We start from the raw sequence: 17,475 nt of genomic DNA on the forward strand, positions 1-17,475 counted from the left end.
TCAGAATAGTGAAGTCAATCATGGCTGCTTTCTACCTGTAATTGCAGGCAGAAATAAGATTGGCTTATTCTGGATTAATGACAAGACTTTTTTATCCAAATTTTCCCTTATCAAGTACTATCCTGAATAAGTCAGCATGAACCTGTCATCACCACTCATTTTGAGCCTGACTCGGGCCAGATCAAGCTGGCTAATTGAATTTCAAACCCAGTGTCAGAGAGGCGCGTGAAAGGTCTTCGAAGCGATCTGAGGAAAAAGTTATTACTTCAGTAGTGCCCCCCACTTCCCTTTTTAATTTATAAGAGGAGCTCAGAAAACATTGTCCAGACAGGCTAACGGCGCATTTTTTACCAATACGCTGTTCCAAACCTATGGATATTCCCCAGGCCATGGTGTTGGCGGAGAGCCGTGTATCCACTCCATCGACAACTGCATTGTTTCTGAAAGGCTGGTACCCAAGCCAAAAACCTGTCAGTACGGAAGTCTTCTGAAATTTCAAAGGCGCACGGTAAAGCAGACCGGACCCGAGAAAACTGATCATGATATTGTCTTTATTCCGGGCGTCGCGGGTTCCTGTACTGAAATAAGTATCGTACCTCCATCCTATCCCTATTTTCCGGCATGGAAAATAACCGGCATCCAGACCAAAGGATACTCCAGACCTGAGTTTTTTATGATAATTGAGCGCTGCTTTGCTCATTCCAATGCGGGAGCGGTTGAGCCGGTATCCTAAACCACCGTAAAATCCAAATTGCCATTTCGGAAGTTTTTTCCAGGAAAGCAGCGTATCCGCCAATGTAGTGCCATGCAGAGGAATTTCTACTTTTACGGGATGGGCTTCAACCATTTTTGTTGTATCATGTACCATGGTATTGCTTTTCTGAGTGTAGTACCCGGGTGCCAGGGTGCTGATCTCGCCCTTTTTAAGTTCCTGAACGGAGTCAGGTTTGCTAGCTAAAAAAAAACGAACGAGTTCCGTTGTTTGCTCCAATATACTACAATTGATTGAATCCTGTCGGACCGTCACGATCAGATCCTGTGAAAAGGCATGAGCGGTCGAAAGAAAAAATAGGACAATGAGCGTAAAACAGTTCTTCACGTATTCCAGCATTCCATGGTTGAATATAGGCTCAAAGATAAAAGAATATCATTGCCAGGTTATATCCGTTTACCAGGAAATTGCTTGCAAACAAACACAACACGTATCTTTTTTCATTTTTTGCAGGATAATAACAAACATCCTCAGCCTCGGGGAGACCCCGTTCACGGAGCCGCCGGAAGCAAAAAAAAGATATGTCCATTTTAACAATTAATATTATTCATACTTACGCCACGCTCCGATGACGGCCCCGTTTACCCCATAAACCAATATGCTGGAGCCTCCGTTGATTACTGACAGCAGCAGCGGTTTCATTGCAAACATATCTTTAACAGTACCTTCAAAACCAATAAAAACAGTCCCGATGAGTACCCCGGTAATGAATCCCGAAAGCATGGAACGGACAGGTATTTTGGTATACAACCAAGCTAGGGTATACATGGAAAACGATGTGGAGACGATACTGGCAAGGTAGGGCACCGGGCTGGATGCCGATTTGACCTGCTCAGGCGAAAGACCGCTCAGGCTTACCCAAATTTCGGAGAAGGCATTATACCACAAAGCAGGTATGACCTGGCCAAGCACCACACACACCACAACAGCCCACAAATTGACAGCTTGTTTTCTCATTTCAGAACGATTATCGCGTTATAAAAAAGAACCAGTGAGAGCCAAATATAATGTATTTATGAATGGGTGGTATTTTTTCAAACAGGTTTAACAAAATCTATATTCCGTTTCAGCCCCTGGTATTTGGATCGTTTCACCGGCGATTTCCTGAAAACTTCCCGGAAAACTTCTTCTGTGATTTCTTCCCAATCTGATTTCGTAAAGCCAGCCAGTTGCTCCGACAACGAAAACGCATTGGTCTTATGCGGTGTGGCAAAGCGGTTCCACGGACACACATCCTGGCATATATCACACCCGAATATCCAGTTATTGAATTTTCCTTTGACCTCTTCCGGAATCGCCTCTTTCAGTTCAATGGTAAAATAACTGATACACTTGCTCCCATCCACAACGTAGGGTTCTGCTATGGCGTCGGTAGGGCACGCATCTACACAGCGGGTGCAGGTACCGCAGTAATCCTGGATCTCCCTGTCGGGTTCCAGATCAAGGTCACAGATAATTTCCCCTATAAAAAAGAAACTACCCATATCTCTGTTCAATAAATTGGAATGCTTCCCCACCCAGCCGAGCCCGCTCCTGGCCGCCCATACCTTATCCATCACGGGAGCAGAATCTACAAAAATCCGCCCGGAAACCTCCCCAATCTCTTCCTGGATCAGGATGAGTAATTGCGCCAGTTTTTCTTTCAGGACATAATGATAGTCAGTCCCGTAAGCATATTTGGATATTTTCAGATCGTCGGCACCTTCCGCAAGTTTTTCTTCCGGGTAATAATTCAGGAGAACCGAAATAACACTTTTTGCCCCATCTACCAGCCGGGTGGGGTCAAGGCGTTTGTCAAAATGATTAGCCATGTACCCCATAGCCCCATGGCGGTTCTGGTTCAGCCAGTTCTCCAGCCTTGGAGCCTCTTTTTCAAGGAATTCCGCTTTTGAAATACCACAGAAATCAAAGCCTGCCTCGGCAGCTTTCACCTTCACAACCGCACTCCTTTCCTGGCGTATTATATCCGCTGTAGTCATGCTCCAAAGTTACAAATTGCTCTTTAAAATGTCATCTTGTCAGTTTTTTAACTTCTGGCAAAGTAATTTAGCAGGCAGAAACATATTAATATGTTATCAAAATTGTGGTGAATTATGCCGGAAAATACAGAATACAACCTCGATAAAGAGGAACTGAACGAAGATACTGACAAGATTACCAGCGAGGGGGAAATAATAGACGCCGAATTTGCGACGGCGGAAGAAGAAGCTCCACAGGAAAAAAATACGGACGAGAGCCACAAAGCCGAAGTGGCAGAGCTGAAAGAGAAATATTTAAGGCTCTATGCCGACTTCGAAAACTTCCGCAGAAGAACTGCCAAAGAAAAACTTGAGATGATTTCCGGTGCAGGAGCCGAAATGATGAAAGCAGTACTTCCTGTAGTAGACGACTTTGAGAGAGCAAAAGTTTCTTTTGATTCCTCTACAGACATAGATGCGTTACGGGAAGGTGTGGACTTAATTTACACCAAACTCTTGAAAACACTGGAATCAAAAGGACTGAAAGCCATGGCGTCAAAAGGAGAAAGTTTTGATGCAGATCTGCATGAATCCATTGCCCAGTTCCCTGCCCCTTCGGATGATCTGAAAGGAAAAGTGATTGACGAGATCGAAAAAGGATACTATCTCAACGACAAGGTAATCCGTTACGCCAAGGTAATCGTTGGTTCGTAAGAAAAAATTATGGCAATAGGTTTATGCCTGGGGCTAATGAGAAGTTCAGTAACAATTTGCCTGCCGGGGTGATCCGGCGGGCAATCATAATAATATCAAAACTAAATGCATGATGTAATGATGACCACTCATCATTAATTTTTCATGATGACAGATTACTTCGTTACATTATACATTTGATCATATTACAATGGCTAAGAAAAGAGATTTTTACGAGGTGTTGGGTGTAGACCGCGGGGCTTCGGCTGACGAAATAAAGAAGGCTTACAGAAAACTTGCTATCAAATTTCACCCTGACAAAAATCCTGATGACCCATCGGCTGAGGATAAATTCAAGGAAGCAGCCGAGGCATATAGTATACTGAGCGATGAAAGCAAACGTCAGAGATATGATCAGTATGGTCATGCCGGTGTGAGTGGTGCAGGCGGTGGGGGAGCTGGCGGGTTCAGCGGCGGATTTTCAATGGATGATATCTTCTCTCAATTTGGAGATATCTTCGGAGACAGCAGCCCTTTCGGAGACATTTTCGGACGCGGCGGAGGTGGTGGCGGACGCCGCATGAAGAAGGGCTCAGACCTCCGCATTAAGCTTAAGCTGAATCTGGAAGAAATCGCCAATGGGGTTGAGAAAAAAATAAAAGTAAAACGCCACGTTACCTGCAACACTTGTGGCGGAAACGGTGCCAAAAACGGAACATCACTTACCAACTGCGGCAGCTGTAACGGTACGGGTCAGGTTAGGAAAGTAGTGAGCACCATGCTTGGGCAAATGGTATCTACCAGTACCTGCCCCACTTGTAACGGGGATGGTAAAATCATCAGTGAAAGATGTGACTCCTGTGCAGGAGAAGGTCGTTTATTACAGGACGACCTGATCACCCTGAATATTCCCGGAGGGGTTGCCGAAGGTATGCAGCTCTCCATGTCTTCAAAGGGGAACGTACCTCCCCGTGGCGGCATAGCAGGTGATCTGCTCATTGTGATCGAGGAAGAGGAAGACAGCCAGCTGAAGCGTGATGGCAATAATGTGGTATTTGATATGCACCTCAGCTTTATAGATGCAACGCTGGGAACGTCTACCGAAATACCCACTATTGACGGGAAAGCCCGCATTACCATTGACGCCGGAACACAGGCCGGGAAAATTTTAAGGCTGAAAGGAAAAGGAATCAAGGATATTAACGGATATGGAAAAGGGGATCAGCTGGTACATATCAATGTATGGACTCCTCAGCAACTTACCTCGGATGAGCGGCAAACGCTGGAATCACTACGGCACTCACCGAACTTCCAACCCAAACCGGGTAAAAACGAAAAGGGATTTTTTGACAAAATGAAAGATTTCTTCCACTGATGATCCCAGACTATACGAGCCGCTTTTCACAAGGCGGCTCTTTTTTTGTCACAGGCTCTGTTCCATCATACTGCGTTTGTTAACTTGCCCTTGATATAACCTGTTCATCAATAATGGTATCCCAAATATGAAAATCATCAAAAAATTCCGTTCCGGATGTATGCTCCTTTCCGGCATGCTGTTTTCTCTCCCTATGTTATACGGCCAAAATCAGACAGAAAAAGATGTTGTGACCTTTGCTACCTACAACGTAAGTATGGAAGCGCAGAACTACGTAAAAAGTAAAGACATCACGTTATCGGAACAAATTTTGGTGAACGAACTTGCCAAAGGCACCAATGAACAAATCCGCAACATCGCCTCCATTATCCAGACCGTAAGACCTGACGTTATTTTACTGAATGAATTTGATTACATCCAGGACCCAAAGTCCGGTATCCTGCAATTTATAGAGGGGTATCTGAATCAGGGACAAAACGGCAAACAGGGTATCGACTATCCCTATTATTATTACACCACCGTAAACACGGGCCAGCCGAGCCCATTTGACCTGGATAACAATGGCAAGTCCGAGAAATTTGGGTCGGACGCCTGGGGCTTCGGTCTTTTCCCAGGACAATACGGAATGGTACTCCTGTCAAAATTCCCCATCCTGACCGACCAGGTACGTACCTTCCAGCACTTTAAATGGAAAGATATGCCAGGAGCACTGCAGACAAAAAAAGCAGATGGTACCGACTGGTATTCACCTGAGGCCTGGAACCAGTTTCCGCTTTCTTCCAAATCTCACTGGGATATACCTGTCGGGATAGGGAAGAAGGTAATACATATACTGGCAAGCCATCCCACCCCACCCACTTTTGACGGTGCCGAGGATCGTAACGGCAAACGGAATCACGATGAGATCCGGTTTTGGCAGGATTACATCCACCCGGCAAAAAGCAGTTATATTTATGACGATAAGGGAAAAACCGGTGGACTGGCAGAAAAAACAAGGTTCGTGATCCTGGGTGATCAAAACGCCTCACCGGATGAAGGAAATGCCATCTCCTCAGGAATCCGATCCTTACTGGCAGATTCTAAAATTAATGCAGAAAATAGTCCCGCTAGCACGGGCGGGGCGCAGCATTCGGCCAACAACGTATTTGCCAAAAACCATACTGCTTTCTGGCGGATGCGTGCCGATTACGTTCTTCCCTCCCGATGGGGATTTAAAGTCCGGGAAAGCGGGGTTTTCTGGCCTGCCAAGGGAGAACCGATGGCTGAGCTGGTTGAGAAACGGGAAGCCAGTTCGGATCACCGCATGGTATGGGTAAAAGTGGCACTAACCGACTAACAGGCAACAGTCCATAAATGAAAAAGTGCCGGAAGCATCATTTGCTCCGGCACTTTTTCATTTACATGTATCTTTCCAATCGCGAACCGCTATTCCTTTTTACTCACCTCCGTACATGTTAAAAGCGGCAAGGTGTTTCTGGAAGATGGCCTCATACTTTTTGGCCGCCGCTTCCTGTTTAGCTTCCCTGCTTTCCTGAACGATGGTCTGTAAAATGTATAGATGAATCCGGAATTCCCCTCTTTTGGTAGTATTGTGATCTCTGGACCAGGTCAGCATTTCGTCTGCTCTGCTGGCCATAACTTCAGATATTTCCAAAGCACGTTTGGTTTCACCCATGTCAAACAACGGACCAATGAAACTGGCCGAAATCTGGTCATAAGGTATGCTCTTGTCCGGCATGACAGCCAGCGCCTTGTCTACTACTTTCTTAGCATCCGCCTTCCTGCCTTCCGAAATAAGCTGCCCGGCAAGTTTCAGGAATGCAATACGCGCCGTGTAGACCGGTGAACCCAGGTAAGTTGCATCATAATAAACTTTTGGGTTATCCAGCTCTCTCCAGAACATCTTGTTCATCATATTGCTGTACATCACATTCGAATTGATATAGCCGTCGGTTGCTCCGGGCACTTTCACAGGAAGCAGACGGTACGCATACCCTTCCAGCTGCATGAATTCCTTTAGATTCAGGTAACTTGAGCCGCCCAGGGTTGACGAAAAGTAAATAGGGCGCTTCCATTCGTTGGTTGAAATGATATCAAGCATGATCAGGTCAGACTTGTAAAGGTTGCCCTTCCCGATTGTCCAGCTGATAGAATCGCTTACAAACGGCAGCAGCTCAGGTTTGATGATATTCATCTTCTTGACGGCGTCCGTATTGACGGATAGAAGCAGTACCGAGGATGGAAGTATGGAGGTCATGTCACCACCAACCAGGGGAACCTGAATCGCCTTGTTTTCCTGTTTTACCAGCTCCAGGTACTCTTTCAGGTTAATGCCACTCTTTACGCTTTCTACTTCGTAAAACGGAACGTAATCATTTTTCCCGAATGCGTAATTATTCTTTTCCAGAGAGATCGGCAAAGCCTCGGACTCATAGGTCTTTCGTTTCATCTGGTCGATATACCAGTCGGTTCCGAGCAGGCTCAGGTTACAAACCCTTACGTCAGTGCGGAAACCTTCTACCTCCTGTACATACCACAGAGGGAAAGTATCGTTATCACCACCCGTAAAAAGTATAGCATTGGGTGCACAGGAATTCAGAAGATTCTTGGCAAAATCAACCGAATGGTACCGGTGATTGCGGTTATGGTTATCCCATCCTTTCAGCCCCATAATGGCCGGAACAACAAGTCCGATTGCCGTGGCGACTCCTGCACTGACGGTGTCTGTGAAGAACTTGCGGAGACCATCAGCAACAGCTACCACCCCCATGCCGATCCAGATACAGAAAATATAAAACGATCCTACATAGATATAGTCCCTTTCACGGGGTTCGGTCGGCGGAGAATTAAGGTAAACCACCAGGGCCACACCAGTCAGCAAAAATAAAAGACCTAATACGAGTAAATCCTTCTGGCGTTTGAAAAACTGGACCACCACCCCGAGCAAACCCAGGATAAAAGGCAGCATAAAAAAGTTGTCGTGTGCTTTGTTATTCTCGATTGGCTCCGGAAATTTCTTGAACGCATCCACCGGAAGCAGGTTGCCCGCACCTTCCTCGTCACTTTCTCTTCCCACAAAGTTCCAGAGGAAATACCGCCAGTACATGTGCCCGATCTGGTACGAAAACATGAATTTCAGGTTATGCGCCATCGTAGGCTTTTCACCTTCTCTCAGCCCCGTGAGCTGGTAATATAGCTGTGCATGCCCCGGCTGTGTACTGTACATCCGTGGCAGCAGCATGCTACTGCCTGGTTCGTATTTGTATTCGGTGCGGTAGTCATAAATGGCGTATTTTCCATTCAGCTTACGGTACATGGGTGCCCCACGCTCCTGGTCAACCGGACTGGATACAAACGAAGGGCCGTATAATAAAGGCCGGCTGCCATATTGTTCCCGTTTAAGATACGACACAAAACTCAGTACATCGTCCGGATTGTTCTCATTGATCGGCGGATTGTATTCCGCTCTTACCAGCACCAGTAAATAACTGGCATAACCTACCAGCACAAATGCAAGTGACAGCAGGCCTGTATTGAGCAGTACCTTTTGTTTTTGATGAGAATACCTGATTCCCCAGGCCAACAGTCCCAGGAACAATATGATAAAGAAGATCACACCCGACTTATAAGGAAGCCCCAGGCTATTGACGAAGAAAATCTCAAATTTCCCGGCAACACTCGGAAGCCCGGGGATAATACCCGAGTTGATAATACCCAGGATAACTAAACCTCCAATAAAAGCGAAAGCTCCTCCCCAAAATGAATGCTTGTTATATTTCTTGAAATAATAAACCAATGCAAGTGCGGGAATGGTAACGAGGTTCAGCAAGTGAACACCTATGGAAAGACCCACCAGATAGGCAATAAAAATCAGCCAGCGATTTTCAAAAGCAGGGTCTTCAATTTTTTCCCATTTGAAAACAGCCCAGATCACAATGGCTGTAAAAAATGAAGACATACCATAAACCTCCGCTTCCACGGCAGAAAACCAGAACGAGTCGGACCAGGTGTATGCCAATGCGCCAACTACTCCTGAGCCGATCAGCAGGATGATATCTCCGGTTGTAAGTTCTTCATCTCTTTTGCCTATGAACTTACGAACCAATAGTGTTATGGTCCAGAACAGGAACAGGATGGTTAGCGCGCTGCTCAAAACCGAGACCATGTTGATCCAGTACGCCACGTTAGTGAGGTCTCCGAAGGCAAATAATGAAAACAATCTGCCTATCAAAAGAAAAAATGGCGCCCCCGGCGGGTGCGGAACCTGCAGTTTAAATGCACAGGCAATGAACTCACCGCAATCCCAGAAACTGGCCGTGCGTTCAACAGTCAATGCATAGGTGATGAATGAAATCGCGAAAACAATCCAACCCGCAAGGTTGTTGGAACGGTTGAAACGGGTCATTTTAAGTATTGTAAGATGTAAAATGGAACAGAGGATAAACGGTAATTCCCAACCTCCTGTGAATACACATAACTATGGTTCGCCCAAAATTAGCAAAATAACCTCAACCACAAGGTTCAGGTTATCTTAAAAAGTGTTAATTGACCAGAAAAGACGTTGTAAAGCTGTTAAGTCTGACCATGTGATGGTCTGGAAATCGGAGGAGAGAGAGGATAACGGAAGATGGAGAATGAAACTGCCGGTCGCTACTTATAGAATATCCACTTGGCTAATTCTTTGTAAGTTACCTTTTTACCGTACATCAGAATTCCAACCCTGTAAATCCTGGCCGCTATCCAGATGGTTCCCGCAAAACCCATTACAAGCAATACCATCGAAAGTATTAATTCCCAGGCGGGCACACCAAACGGGATACGCACCATCATGACGATCGGTGAAGTAAAAGGAATAATGGATGTCCAGAACGCCAGGCCGCCATCGGGATCCCTGAGCACAAACTGGGCAAATACGAATGAAAAGATAATGGGCATGGTGATGGGAAACATAAACTGCTGTGTATCCGCATCATTATCCACAGCGGCGCCAACTGCTCCAAAAAGAGCACTATAAAGCAAATATCCACCGATAAAATAGAATAGGAAAGTACCGATAATCAGCGGGATATTAAGGCTGTTCACTGCTTTCATTACTTCGGCCACAGGATTATCCACACCGCCCGCCTGCTGCACAGCCATTTCAGCACTTTTCACTTTATCCATTCCCTGCACCATCACTTTGGAATTTTCGGGCACCCGTTTCGCAATCAGGCTGGACGAGACACTGCTGATCGCAATGGTGAGCAATATCCATAACGAAAACTGGGTAAGCCCCACCAGCGCCACACCGATGATCTTGCCCATCATCAGCTGAAAGGGTTTCACCGATGAGATGATGACTTCCACAATCCTGTTGGTTTTCTCTTCCGTAATGCCACGCATTACCTGGGTTCCATAGATCAGTACGGAAAGGTAAATCAAAAATCCGCAGATCACTCCAATGGCGGTGGCAGCGCCCGAACTGCTCGTTTTTTCGCCTTCATCACTCAGGCTGATGGTTTCCGAACTTACGTTCACGCGGGAATCTTCCAGAATTTTATGCGTAATTCCCGCCCGCGACAATTTTATGTTCTCAATTTCCCGCTCTATCGTCTTTTCAATATCTCCTTTGAGCTCCATGCTCACATTTTTAGCAGCATAAATCCGCACACCTTTAGGTTCCCGGATCACCTCCCGGGGAATGTATACCAGTGCGTTTGCACCACTTTTCTGAAAATTTGATTTTGCCGAATTAATCGTACTGCTGAGGTATTTGAATTTTATAGCTTCGGAATCCTTAAATTCATTTTTAAAAAGTCCGCTTTCATCAATAACCTGCACCGTTTTGGTATCCACAGAGCCCATCGCAATCCATATCACTGCGGCATAAAATCCGGCAAAAAGCAAGGGGCCCAGAAATGTCATAATCAGAAATGACTTTTTCTTAACCCGTACCAGATATTCTCTTCTGATGACTAAAAATATATTACGCATGCATTTGTCTGATTAATTTTAAGATATCAATTTTACCAAAGTAATAATTGCTTTACGCTTCCGGAACTTCGTTTACAGCCTTCATAAAAATCTCACTCATCGTCGGAATATTTTCTCCGAATGACCGTATTTCAACCTTGTTCACCAGATGTTTCAGCAAATCATTTGAGGTAACCCCTTCCGACAAATGGATATCTGTGCGGTAATAATTACTTTCGAGTTCCCTGGTTTTCCTGACCGTATACCAGGGCTCCGAATCATCTATAATACCTCTGTATTCAACAAAATAGGTATTCGTTTTAAAATCCTCTTTAATTTGCAGTTTCGGCCCGTCCAGCACCTTTTTCGACTTGTGTATCAATGCAATATGATCACAGAGCTCTTCCACAGTTTCCATCCGGTGTGTTGAAAAAATAATGGTACTGCCTTTTTGTTTCAGCTCAAGAATTTCGTCCCGGATCAGATTGGCGTTGATAGGGTCAAACCCTGAAAACGGCTCATCCAGAATAATGAGGTCAGGCTCATGCAAAACTGTAGAGACGAACTGCACCTTCTGCTGCATCCCTTTAGAAAGATCCGATACCGTTTTATCCCACCAACTCTTAATGTCAAATTTCACAAACCATACCTTGAGTTTTTCCATGGCTTCTTTTTGCGACAAACCTTTGAGCTGTGCCAGGTACAGAAGCTGCTCACCCACCTTCATTTTTTTATACAGGCCGCGTTCCTCCGGCAAATATCCTATTCTTGAAATATGACTTTCGTTCAGCAGCTTACCATCAAACAATATCTGTCCCTGGTCCGGTCCTGTGATCTGATTGACAATACGGATCAGCGAGGTTTTACCGGCTCCGTTTGGTCCCAAAAGACCAAAAATACACCCTTTGGGAACCTGAATACTTACATCATCCAGAGCCCGGTGGCTTGCATAGTCCTTTGTAATATGCTGAATATCAATAATGTTCATAGGCTGATTATGAAGAGCAAAACTAAAATTTCCCACTTTCAGATAACCCCGATGAAAGGTAAAAGTGAGAATAAACCTCAATGGAGCTCAAAGATGCAAAGTATCTCATATTTTCCAAATGCCAGAAATGATAAATAACCCGATTCCAGAGATAAGCGGTATATGGAAGCAGTTTAGCGGAGGACAGTATTTGATCCACCTGTTCTGGAAACGATTACTTGACTAGCGAAATTCCGTTTTTTTTAAATAACCCGTGGAAATAAGCTAAAAGGAGCTGTAGCAAAAAAAGGTTGCCTCCGGCACACAACCCGTGCCAAAGACAACCTCTTCGTCTTAGTATATCTCAAATATATTTCTCCCTGATCTGAAAAAGGATCCAGAAGCCGATCAGGCCACCTATGATAAACGAAAGGATCTGAAGCTGGATCAGGCTGCTTACCAGGCTGATCAGCATAGCATAGTAAATCAGATTCCACCCCGCTCTTTTCCTTGCCCTCAGCGGACTGAACGCCATCAGGTAAAGTATAATAGTTACCACTGCGATGATGATACCAAAATAAAAGTAAAAACCACCGCCGTAGGCAGTAGCTCCTAATCCGATTGCAGCTCCTCCCAAACCTGCTGCGGTAAGCAGCCCGATCAGCCCCAGTATGGAGAAAATCAGCATCAGATAAGGCCCATACTGAACCAGTACTTCTTTCACATTGTCGGGAAAAGCAGGAAATTTCTCAAGAAAAATCGGTTCGAGTTCTTTTTCTAATATTAGTTTAGGCTCCATGTACTGTAAGTATTTGAGTTTGAATTAAAAATTTCTGAAAGCTATGGAAATTGCCCTGAACTTTCAATTTTACACCCTGCCTTACACTAATTATCGGGTCTTTACTTATCCATCGGCTGGATATTGAGTACCAATATGTTAATCCTCAGGATAAGGTACGTAAATAAATCCCGAGAATTCACCAATCAGCGCAAAGAGACAGCAGTATTCGTCAGGCTCTTTGTAATTCTCCTTAAAAAGCAAAACCGACTCCTCTCCGATCAGTTTACGTCCCACAAATTCTTCCATATAAGAAGCACGGTACTCATAACGATTCCCGAGTTCACCGGGGCCGATCAGCAGAAGGCCCAGATCCACGTCACCATTGGCTATCACAAATACCGGGTTTTCTGAAAATTTTCTCTGACGTATCTGATAAGAAGCCTCCTTCAGCTGGTCCGAAACTTTCACAAAATCTGCGGACACCAGGCCCATAATTTTGATGTTCAGCTCCGGAGAGTTGGCATCGTCCATCAGGGCATTTTCATTACTATTGTTAATCATACTGTTATTTTAAACTGTCAGCCGCTGGGTATTAGCTCTTTTTATTAATACTGTTAAAGTCCGGCAGGAAATGCTCACATTCTGGCTGCCATCAGCAACGCAAGATCTTTGTAACGCATATTAAAACTCCGTGCAATATGCGAGTTTGTCAGTGTACCCTTGTGCGCGTATACCCCTTTCATAAACCACCGATTGGCGTAAATCATTTCTTCTATGCCACCAATGGTACCTGTTCTTAACAAAAAAGGCAGAAAAACGTTGCTCAGTGCTGTACTTGCCGTGTGCGACACCCGGGACGGGATGTTGGGTACGCAGTAGTGGATCACATCGTTGTACTTAAAAACAGGGTCTTTGTGTGTGGTCATCCGGGAAGTTTCAAAAGAGCCGCCCTGATCAATACTCACGTCGATTACCACCGATCCGGGTTTCATCTGATCAATCATCTCGCGGCTTACCACCATGGGACTGAAAGAATTCTCCGCACGCATCGTACCGATCACCACGTCTGCCCGGCTGATGGCTTCGGACAACGTATCCGAGTCGATGATGGAGGTGTACAGGTTCTGCCCGACGGCATATTTCAATCTTTGTAACCTGTATATATGTTTATCAAAAACCTTTACATCGGCACCCACTCCCAGGGCCGCCCGGGTTGCGAATTCGGCAACGGTACCTGCACCCAGTATCACAATTTTTGTTGGAGGTACTCCTGTAATTCCACCGAGTATCACCCCTCTGCCACCATTGGAATTGGAGAGATATTCCGCCGCGATCAGCAGCACCGTGCTGCCGGCAATCTCTCCCATGGCACGGATAATCGGCTTCCCTCCTACCTTGTCCTCAATAAGCTCATAGCCGATGCCGGTTATTTTTGCTTCGTTCAATTTTTCAAAATATTTCTTCTCAAGAGAAGGCAGGTTCAAAGCGGAGATTACGGTGGTTCCGGCTTTGACGTGCACAAATTCCTCCTCCACCAATGGCTCCACTTTAAGGATCAGATTGGCCTGATACACCTCTTTTGGACTGTGCACAATACGCGCACCCGCTTCGCTGTAGTCATGGTCCGAGAGGTTTGCCCCGTTACCTGCACCACTTTCTACCCACACCTCATGACCATTACGAACCAGTATTCCAACAGCGTCCGGCGTAAGCCCGATCCGGCTTTCCTGCAACGATACCTCCCGCGGCAATCCGATGTGCAATGAGTTCTGATCCTTCTTTACTGCCACCATGGATTCCTGAGGATACAAAACCGACTGTTTTGCAAGTTCTTCAAAACCGGTTATCTGTTGCTGCGCCATTTTTAAATAATAAGTATCGGATGATTTATGATGTGTAGTTTCCTTAAAACTGTTCCATAGATGTTGTCTGTACTTTCCGTTAACCGATCCTTTGGGCTTCCAGAAGCCTTTCACCGTTTTGGAGCAAATGAAGATTAATAAGCAAATACCGCTGCGGCCAAAGTGATTCAATATTTTCCGGCCATTCGACAAAACAAAAATGCCCCGAGTCAAAATACTCTTCTATTCCTATATCCAGTGCCTCCGTCTCGTCCTTGATACGATAAAAGTCGAAATGATAAACAATTTCTTTTTCAGGACCGCTGTATTCGTTCACCAAAGCAAAAGTGGGACTATGAACCAGCGTTGTAATTCCAAGATTTTGACAGAGTGTTTTGATGATCGTCGTCTTCCCGGCCCCCATCTGCCCTTGAAAAAGCCAGACATGATAATCCTTACCCCATGCCATTAAACCTTCACAAACGGCATCCAGATCTGTCAGTTCTTTGAAGCGAAAGGTTGCGGGTGTTAAGTTCATGATACAAAAATACCATATTTTGGAAACAGTAAACACTTTTTGGAAACCTCATTTCTACCGGCATCCATACAAAGGGCATACAATAATCCTGCCATGACTTTTCCGCAGGCAGAATGCAGGAAAATCATGGCAGGAAAATAGGTGTATGATGTACATTATAAGTAGCCTCCAGAGAACCGCCATCAACCACTTGCCTTCCCTCCGGAAACGGTTAAACCCTCCATTCCTTTTTCATATCGCGGCCCAGAAGTTTGTCCGCTTCTTTGTCATTTACAAATTTCTCCTTTGCCGGATCCCACTTAAGTGAACGCTGAAGCTGATACGCAATATTCCCAAGGTTACAAACAGAAGCCGTCCGGTGACCTGTCTCCACGTCACAGATGGGTGCCTTCCGGGTTCGGATGGCGTTCAGGAAATCTTTATAATGACTATCACTTACATACACACCATCCTGGGTATCTGTGAATACTTTGTCTTTCATTGTTTCCGGTGTTACTTTCAGGTCGCCGCGGGCCACCCAAACCTCCCCGTCCGAACCCACAAAATGACAATGCTGCTTTCCTTCTACCGGCCTGTGAATCACCTCAACCCCATTGGCATATTTATAAACCAGCCCTTTGCCCGGTTCCGAGTAAATCAGCTCTTCAGGCCCGCTGTTATCCATGTTCAGTCCCCACTGGGCAATGTCAAACATGTGCGCGCCCCAGTCTGTCATACCGCCACCTCCAAATTCACGGTAATCTCTCCATTTGGGCCAGAAGGTGGCGTCCATTGCGGGTGCCAGTTCGTTGTTATAGGGTCTGGAAACCGTGTTGGGCCCCATCCACATATCCCAGTTCAGCCCCTGCGGCTTCACTTCTTCCTGAAGGTTCCAGGCTTTTGGCGGCCCGCCCACGTTGACGTACACCTTCTGCACCTTGCCTATGATGCCATTTCTTACCAACTGAACTGCCTGCCTGAATTCCTTTGCCGACCGCTGCATGCTTCCCGTTTGAAAAACACGGTTATGTTTCCGGGTTGCATTCACCATAGCCCTTCCTTCCTTAACCGTGAGGGATAACGGCTTTTCACAATAAATATCCTTTCCTGCCTCGGCAGCACGGACGGCCATGGCCGCATGCCAGTGATCCGGCGAGGCGATGACCACGGCATCAATATCCTTCCGGGCTAACAACTCCCGGAAATCAGCAATACCCACTGCTGATTTATAATTACCTTGCCCTATTTTGTCGGCATACCATTTGTTGGTGGCGTTCACGAAAGTATCCAGTTTTACGGCATATACATCCGATGCCGCCACAATCTGGGTTTCGTTGGTATCCAGAAACCGGTTTTTCAGCCCCCCGCTCTGGCGTCCGCACCCTATAAATCCTAATGTAATTTTGTCACTGGGTGCTAAAAAACCCTTTCCCCCCAAAACATGCCTAGGCACAATGTAAAACGACGCAAGGGCAGCGCCGGATTTCAAAAAATCACGTCTGTTAAAATTTTTGGCAGATTCCATTGTCATAAAACAGTAGTTTTAATGTAAAAACAGCATTACTAATAAAGAGTAGCAGGCAAGTTTTTACCCCTTTTTTGCATTTTAAATTGCCGAAATTGTATTGCATATCTCATTTCTCCTAAATAATACTATGCTTTCAACACTTTCCAGACGAGACTTTCTGATCAGATCGGTGGCCGCCGGAGCTGCGCTTCCGCTCATGGCGGAAGAATCATTTTCAGCTTCCAAACCAGCTCCAGACGGGATGCCCAAGGTCCATATTTTCTCCAAACACCTGCAATTCCTGAATTACAAGGAGATGGCTGAAGTGGCCAGAGAGCTGGGTTTTGATGGTATCGATCTGACCGTAAGACCGAAGGGACATGTACTGCCGGAACGTGTTGAAACAGATTTACCTCTGGCTGTTGAGGCGATGAAAAAAGTGGGATTCTCTCCCGCTCTTTTTTGCACCGCCGTGGAAGATGCTCAGAATGCTGTGGATAAAAAGCTGCTTGAAACTGCGGCTTCCCTGGGTTTTAAATATTACCGCATGAACTGGTACCGGTATGGCACCGAGAAAACCATGCCTGCCTATATTGATGAATTCCGGGACAAAGTGACCGGGTTGAGCCACCTCAACAAAAAACTGGGCATAACGGGCTGTTACCAGAACCATGCGGGCCGTATGGTAGGTGCATCACTCTGGGAGATCTGGGCGATGCTGCAAAAAGCAGATCCCGCGCACATGGGTTCTCAGTATGATATCCGCCATGCCACACTAGAGGGTAACCTTTCCTGGCAAACCGGCTTTGAATTGATTCAGCCCCATATTAAAACCCTCGTAATGAAAGACTGCGTTTTTGAAAAAAACAATGGAAAATGGGCTGCTAAAAGTGTTCCGCTCGGTCAGGGTATGGTAGATTTCAAAACCTATTTCAAGTTGCTGAAAACTTACAAAGTTGATGTACCGGTATGTCTTCACCTGGAATATCCGCTTGGCGGAGCCGATCAGGGAGCCTTTAAAATTACGGTTGAAAATAAAGTAGTGTTTGATGCAATGAGGCGGGATTTACAAAAATTAAAAGAACTTTGGGCTGAGGCCTGACATCTGATTA

15 protein-coding genes are annotated in these 17,475 nt (G+C 45.7%); 4 read left to right on the forward strand and 11 right to left on the reverse strand.

The window, feature by feature from the left end; genetic code table 11:
* Nucleotides 1-190 precede the first annotated feature (190 nt).
* From KOE27_RS15785 to queG, 3 genes are all read right to left on the reverse strand, one after another.
* Nucleotides 191-1,111, reverse strand: a complete 921-nt coding sequence (locus KOE27_RS15785; protein WP_215239817.1) for a hypothetical protein — start codon at nucleotides 1,109-1,111, stop codon at nucleotides 191-193.
* 204 nt (nucleotides 1,112-1,315) lie between these two features.
* Nucleotides 1,316-1,729, reverse strand: coding sequence for a DUF1761 domain-containing protein (locus KOE27_RS15790; protein ID WP_215239818.1), 414 nt, complete (start codon nucleotides 1,727-1,729; stop codon nucleotides 1,316-1,318).
* Nucleotides 1,730-1,806: 77 nt separating this feature from the next.
* The gene (gene queG / locus KOE27_RS15795; RefSeq protein ID WP_215239819.1) at nucleotides 1,807-2,751 is read right to left on the reverse strand and encodes a tRNA epoxyqueuosine(34) reductase QueG; all 945 of its coding nucleotides are present in this window, start codon (nucleotides 2,749-2,751) and stop codon (nucleotides 1,807-1,809) included.
* Between the two features lie 114 nt (nucleotides 2,752-2,865).
* On the opposite strand from queG, the gene KOE27_RS15800 reads away from it, so the two are divergent.
* From KOE27_RS15800 to KOE27_RS15810, 3 genes are all read left to right on the forward strand, one after another.
* Nucleotides 2,866-3,444, forward strand: a complete 579-nt coding sequence (locus KOE27_RS15800; RefSeq protein WP_215239820.1) for a nucleotide exchange factor GrpE — start codon at nucleotides 2,866-2,868, stop codon at nucleotides 3,442-3,444.
* 190 nt (nucleotides 3,445-3,634) lie between these two features.
* Nucleotides 3,635-4,798 carry a molecular chaperone DnaJ gene (gene dnaJ, locus KOE27_RS15805; RefSeq protein ID WP_215239821.1) on the forward strand — a complete coding sequence of 388 codons (1,164 nt, stop codon included), beginning with the start codon at nucleotides 3,635-3,637 and terminating at the stop codon, nucleotides 4,796-4,798.
* Between the two features lie 127 nt (nucleotides 4,799-4,925).
* Nucleotides 4,926-6,134: an endonuclease/exonuclease/phosphatase family protein gene (locus tag KOE27_RS15810; protein ID WP_215239822.1), complete on the forward strand. Its 1,209-nt coding sequence runs from the start codon at nucleotides 4,926-4,928 to the stop codon at nucleotides 6,132-6,134.
* A gap of 99 nt (nucleotides 6,135-6,233) precedes the next feature.
* Here the strand turns inward: KOE27_RS15810 and KOE27_RS15815 are convergent, their stop codons facing one another.
* The 8 genes from KOE27_RS15815 to KOE27_RS15850 form a co-directional block, all read right to left on the reverse strand.
* Nucleotides 6,234-9,203, reverse strand: coding sequence for a glycosyltransferase family 117 protein (locus KOE27_RS15815; protein ID WP_215239823.1), 2,970 nt, complete (start codon nucleotides 9,201-9,203; stop codon nucleotides 6,234-6,236).
* 245 nt (nucleotides 9,204-9,448) lie between these two features.
* On the reverse strand, nucleotides 9,449-10,771 hold the full coding sequence (locus tag KOE27_RS15820; protein ID WP_215239824.1) for an ABC transporter permease: 1,323 nt from the start codon (nucleotides 10,769-10,771) through the stop codon (nucleotides 9,449-9,451).
* 52 nt (nucleotides 10,772-10,823) lie between these two features.
* Nucleotides 10,824-11,738, reverse strand: coding sequence for an ABC transporter ATP-binding protein (locus tag KOE27_RS15825; protein WP_215239825.1), 915 nt, complete (start codon nucleotides 11,736-11,738; stop codon nucleotides 10,824-10,826).
* A gap of 343 nt (nucleotides 11,739-12,081) precedes the next feature.
* Complete coding sequence (locus KOE27_RS15830) at nucleotides 12,082-12,516, reverse strand: hypothetical protein (RefSeq protein ID WP_215239826.1); 435 nt, start codon at nucleotides 12,514-12,516, stop codon at nucleotides 12,082-12,084.
* A gap of 138 nt (nucleotides 12,517-12,654) precedes the next feature.
* Nucleotides 12,655-13,059 carry a hypothetical protein gene (locus KOE27_RS15835; RefSeq protein ID WP_215239827.1) on the reverse strand — a complete coding sequence of 135 codons (405 nt, stop codon included), beginning with the start codon at nucleotides 13,057-13,059 and terminating at the stop codon, nucleotides 12,655-12,657.
* A gap of 74 nt (nucleotides 13,060-13,133) precedes the next feature.
* Nucleotides 13,134-14,360, reverse strand: a complete 1,227-nt coding sequence (locus tag KOE27_RS15840; RefSeq protein ID WP_215239828.1) for an alanine dehydrogenase — start codon at nucleotides 14,358-14,360, stop codon at nucleotides 13,134-13,136.
* Nucleotides 14,361-14,439: 79 nt separating this feature from the next.
* The gene (tsaE, locus tag KOE27_RS15845) at nucleotides 14,440-14,877 is read right to left on the reverse strand and encodes a tRNA (adenosine(37)-N6)-threonylcarbamoyltransferase complex ATPase subunit type 1 TsaE (protein ID WP_215239829.1); all 438 of its coding nucleotides are present in this window, start codon (nucleotides 14,875-14,877) and stop codon (nucleotides 14,440-14,442) included.
* 211 nt (nucleotides 14,878-15,088) lie between these two features.
* On the reverse strand, nucleotides 15,089-16,381 hold the full coding sequence (locus tag KOE27_RS15850; RefSeq protein ID WP_406566869.1) for a Gfo/Idh/MocA family protein: 1,293 nt from the start codon (nucleotides 16,379-16,381) through the stop codon (nucleotides 15,089-15,091).
* A 130-nt stretch (nucleotides 16,382-16,511) separates the two neighbouring features.
* Between KOE27_RS15850 and KOE27_RS15855 the strand changes: the two genes are divergently transcribed.
* Nucleotides 16,512-17,465 (forward strand): sugar phosphate isomerase/epimerase family protein, encoded by a 954-nt coding sequence (locus KOE27_RS15855; protein ID WP_215239831.1) that lies wholly within the window; start codon nucleotides 16,512-16,514, stop codon nucleotides 17,463-17,465.
* Nucleotides 17,466-17,475 lie beyond the last annotated feature (10 nt).

The organism is Dyadobacter sp. CECT 9275, assembly GCF_907164905.1.
GTDB lineage: Bacteria > Bacteroidota > Bacteroidia > Cytophagales > Spirosomataceae > Dyadobacter > Dyadobacter helix.

Bases quoted from the DNA above. Each gene is read 5' to 3' on its own strand.
- KOE27_RS15785 (WP_215239817.1), bottom strand. From the start codon at position 1,111: ATGCTGGAATACGTGAAGAACTGTTTTACGCTCATTGTCCTATTTTTT.
- KOE27_RS15790 (WP_215239818.1), bottom strand. From the start codon at position 1,729: ATGAGAAAACAAGCTGTCAATTTGTGGGCTGTTGTGGTGTGTGTGGTG.
- queG (WP_215239819.1), bottom strand. From the start codon at position 2,751: ATGACTACAGCGGATATAATACGCCAGGAAAGGAGTGCGGTTGTGAAG.
- KOE27_RS15800 (WP_215239820.1), top strand. From the start codon at position 2,866: ATGCCGGAAAATACAGAATACAACCTCGATAAAGAGGAACTGAACGAA.
- dnaJ (WP_215239821.1), top strand. From the start codon at position 3,635: ATGGCTAAGAAAAGAGATTTTTACGAGGTGTTGGGTGTAGACCGCGGG.
- KOE27_RS15810 (WP_215239822.1), top strand. From the start codon at position 4,926: ATGAAAATCATCAAAAAATTCCGTTCCGGATGTATGCTCCTTTCCGGC.
- KOE27_RS15815 (WP_215239823.1), bottom strand. From the start codon at position 9,203: ATGACCCGTTTCAACCGTTCCAACAACCTTGCGGGTTGGATTGTTTTC.
- KOE27_RS15820 (WP_215239824.1), bottom strand. From the start codon at position 10,771: ATGCGTAATATATTTTTAGTCATCAGAAGAGAATATCTGGTACGGGTT.
- KOE27_RS15825 (WP_215239825.1), bottom strand. From the start codon at position 11,738: ATGAACATTATTGATATTCAGCATATTACAAAGGACTATGCAAGCCAC.
- KOE27_RS15830 (WP_215239826.1), bottom strand. From the start codon at position 12,516: ATGGAGCCTAAACTAATATTAGAAAAAGAACTCGAACCGATTTTTCTT.
- KOE27_RS15835 (WP_215239827.1), bottom strand. From the start codon at position 13,059: ATGATTAACAATAGTAATGAAAATGCCCTGATGGACGATGCCAACTCT.
- KOE27_RS15840 (WP_215239828.1), bottom strand. From the start codon at position 14,360: ATGGCGCAGCAACAGATAACCGGTTTTGAAGAACTTGCAAAACAGTCG.
- tsaE (WP_215239829.1), bottom strand. From the start codon at position 14,877: ATGAACTTAACACCCGCAACCTTTCGCTTCAAAGAACTGACAGATCTG.
- KOE27_RS15850 (WP_406566869.1), bottom strand. From the start codon at position 16,381: ATGGAATCTGCCAAAAATTTTAACAGACGTGATTTTTTGAAATCCGGC.
- KOE27_RS15855 (WP_215239831.1), top strand. From the start codon at position 16,512: ATGCTTTCAACACTTTCCAGACGAGACTTTCTGATCAGATCGGTGGCC.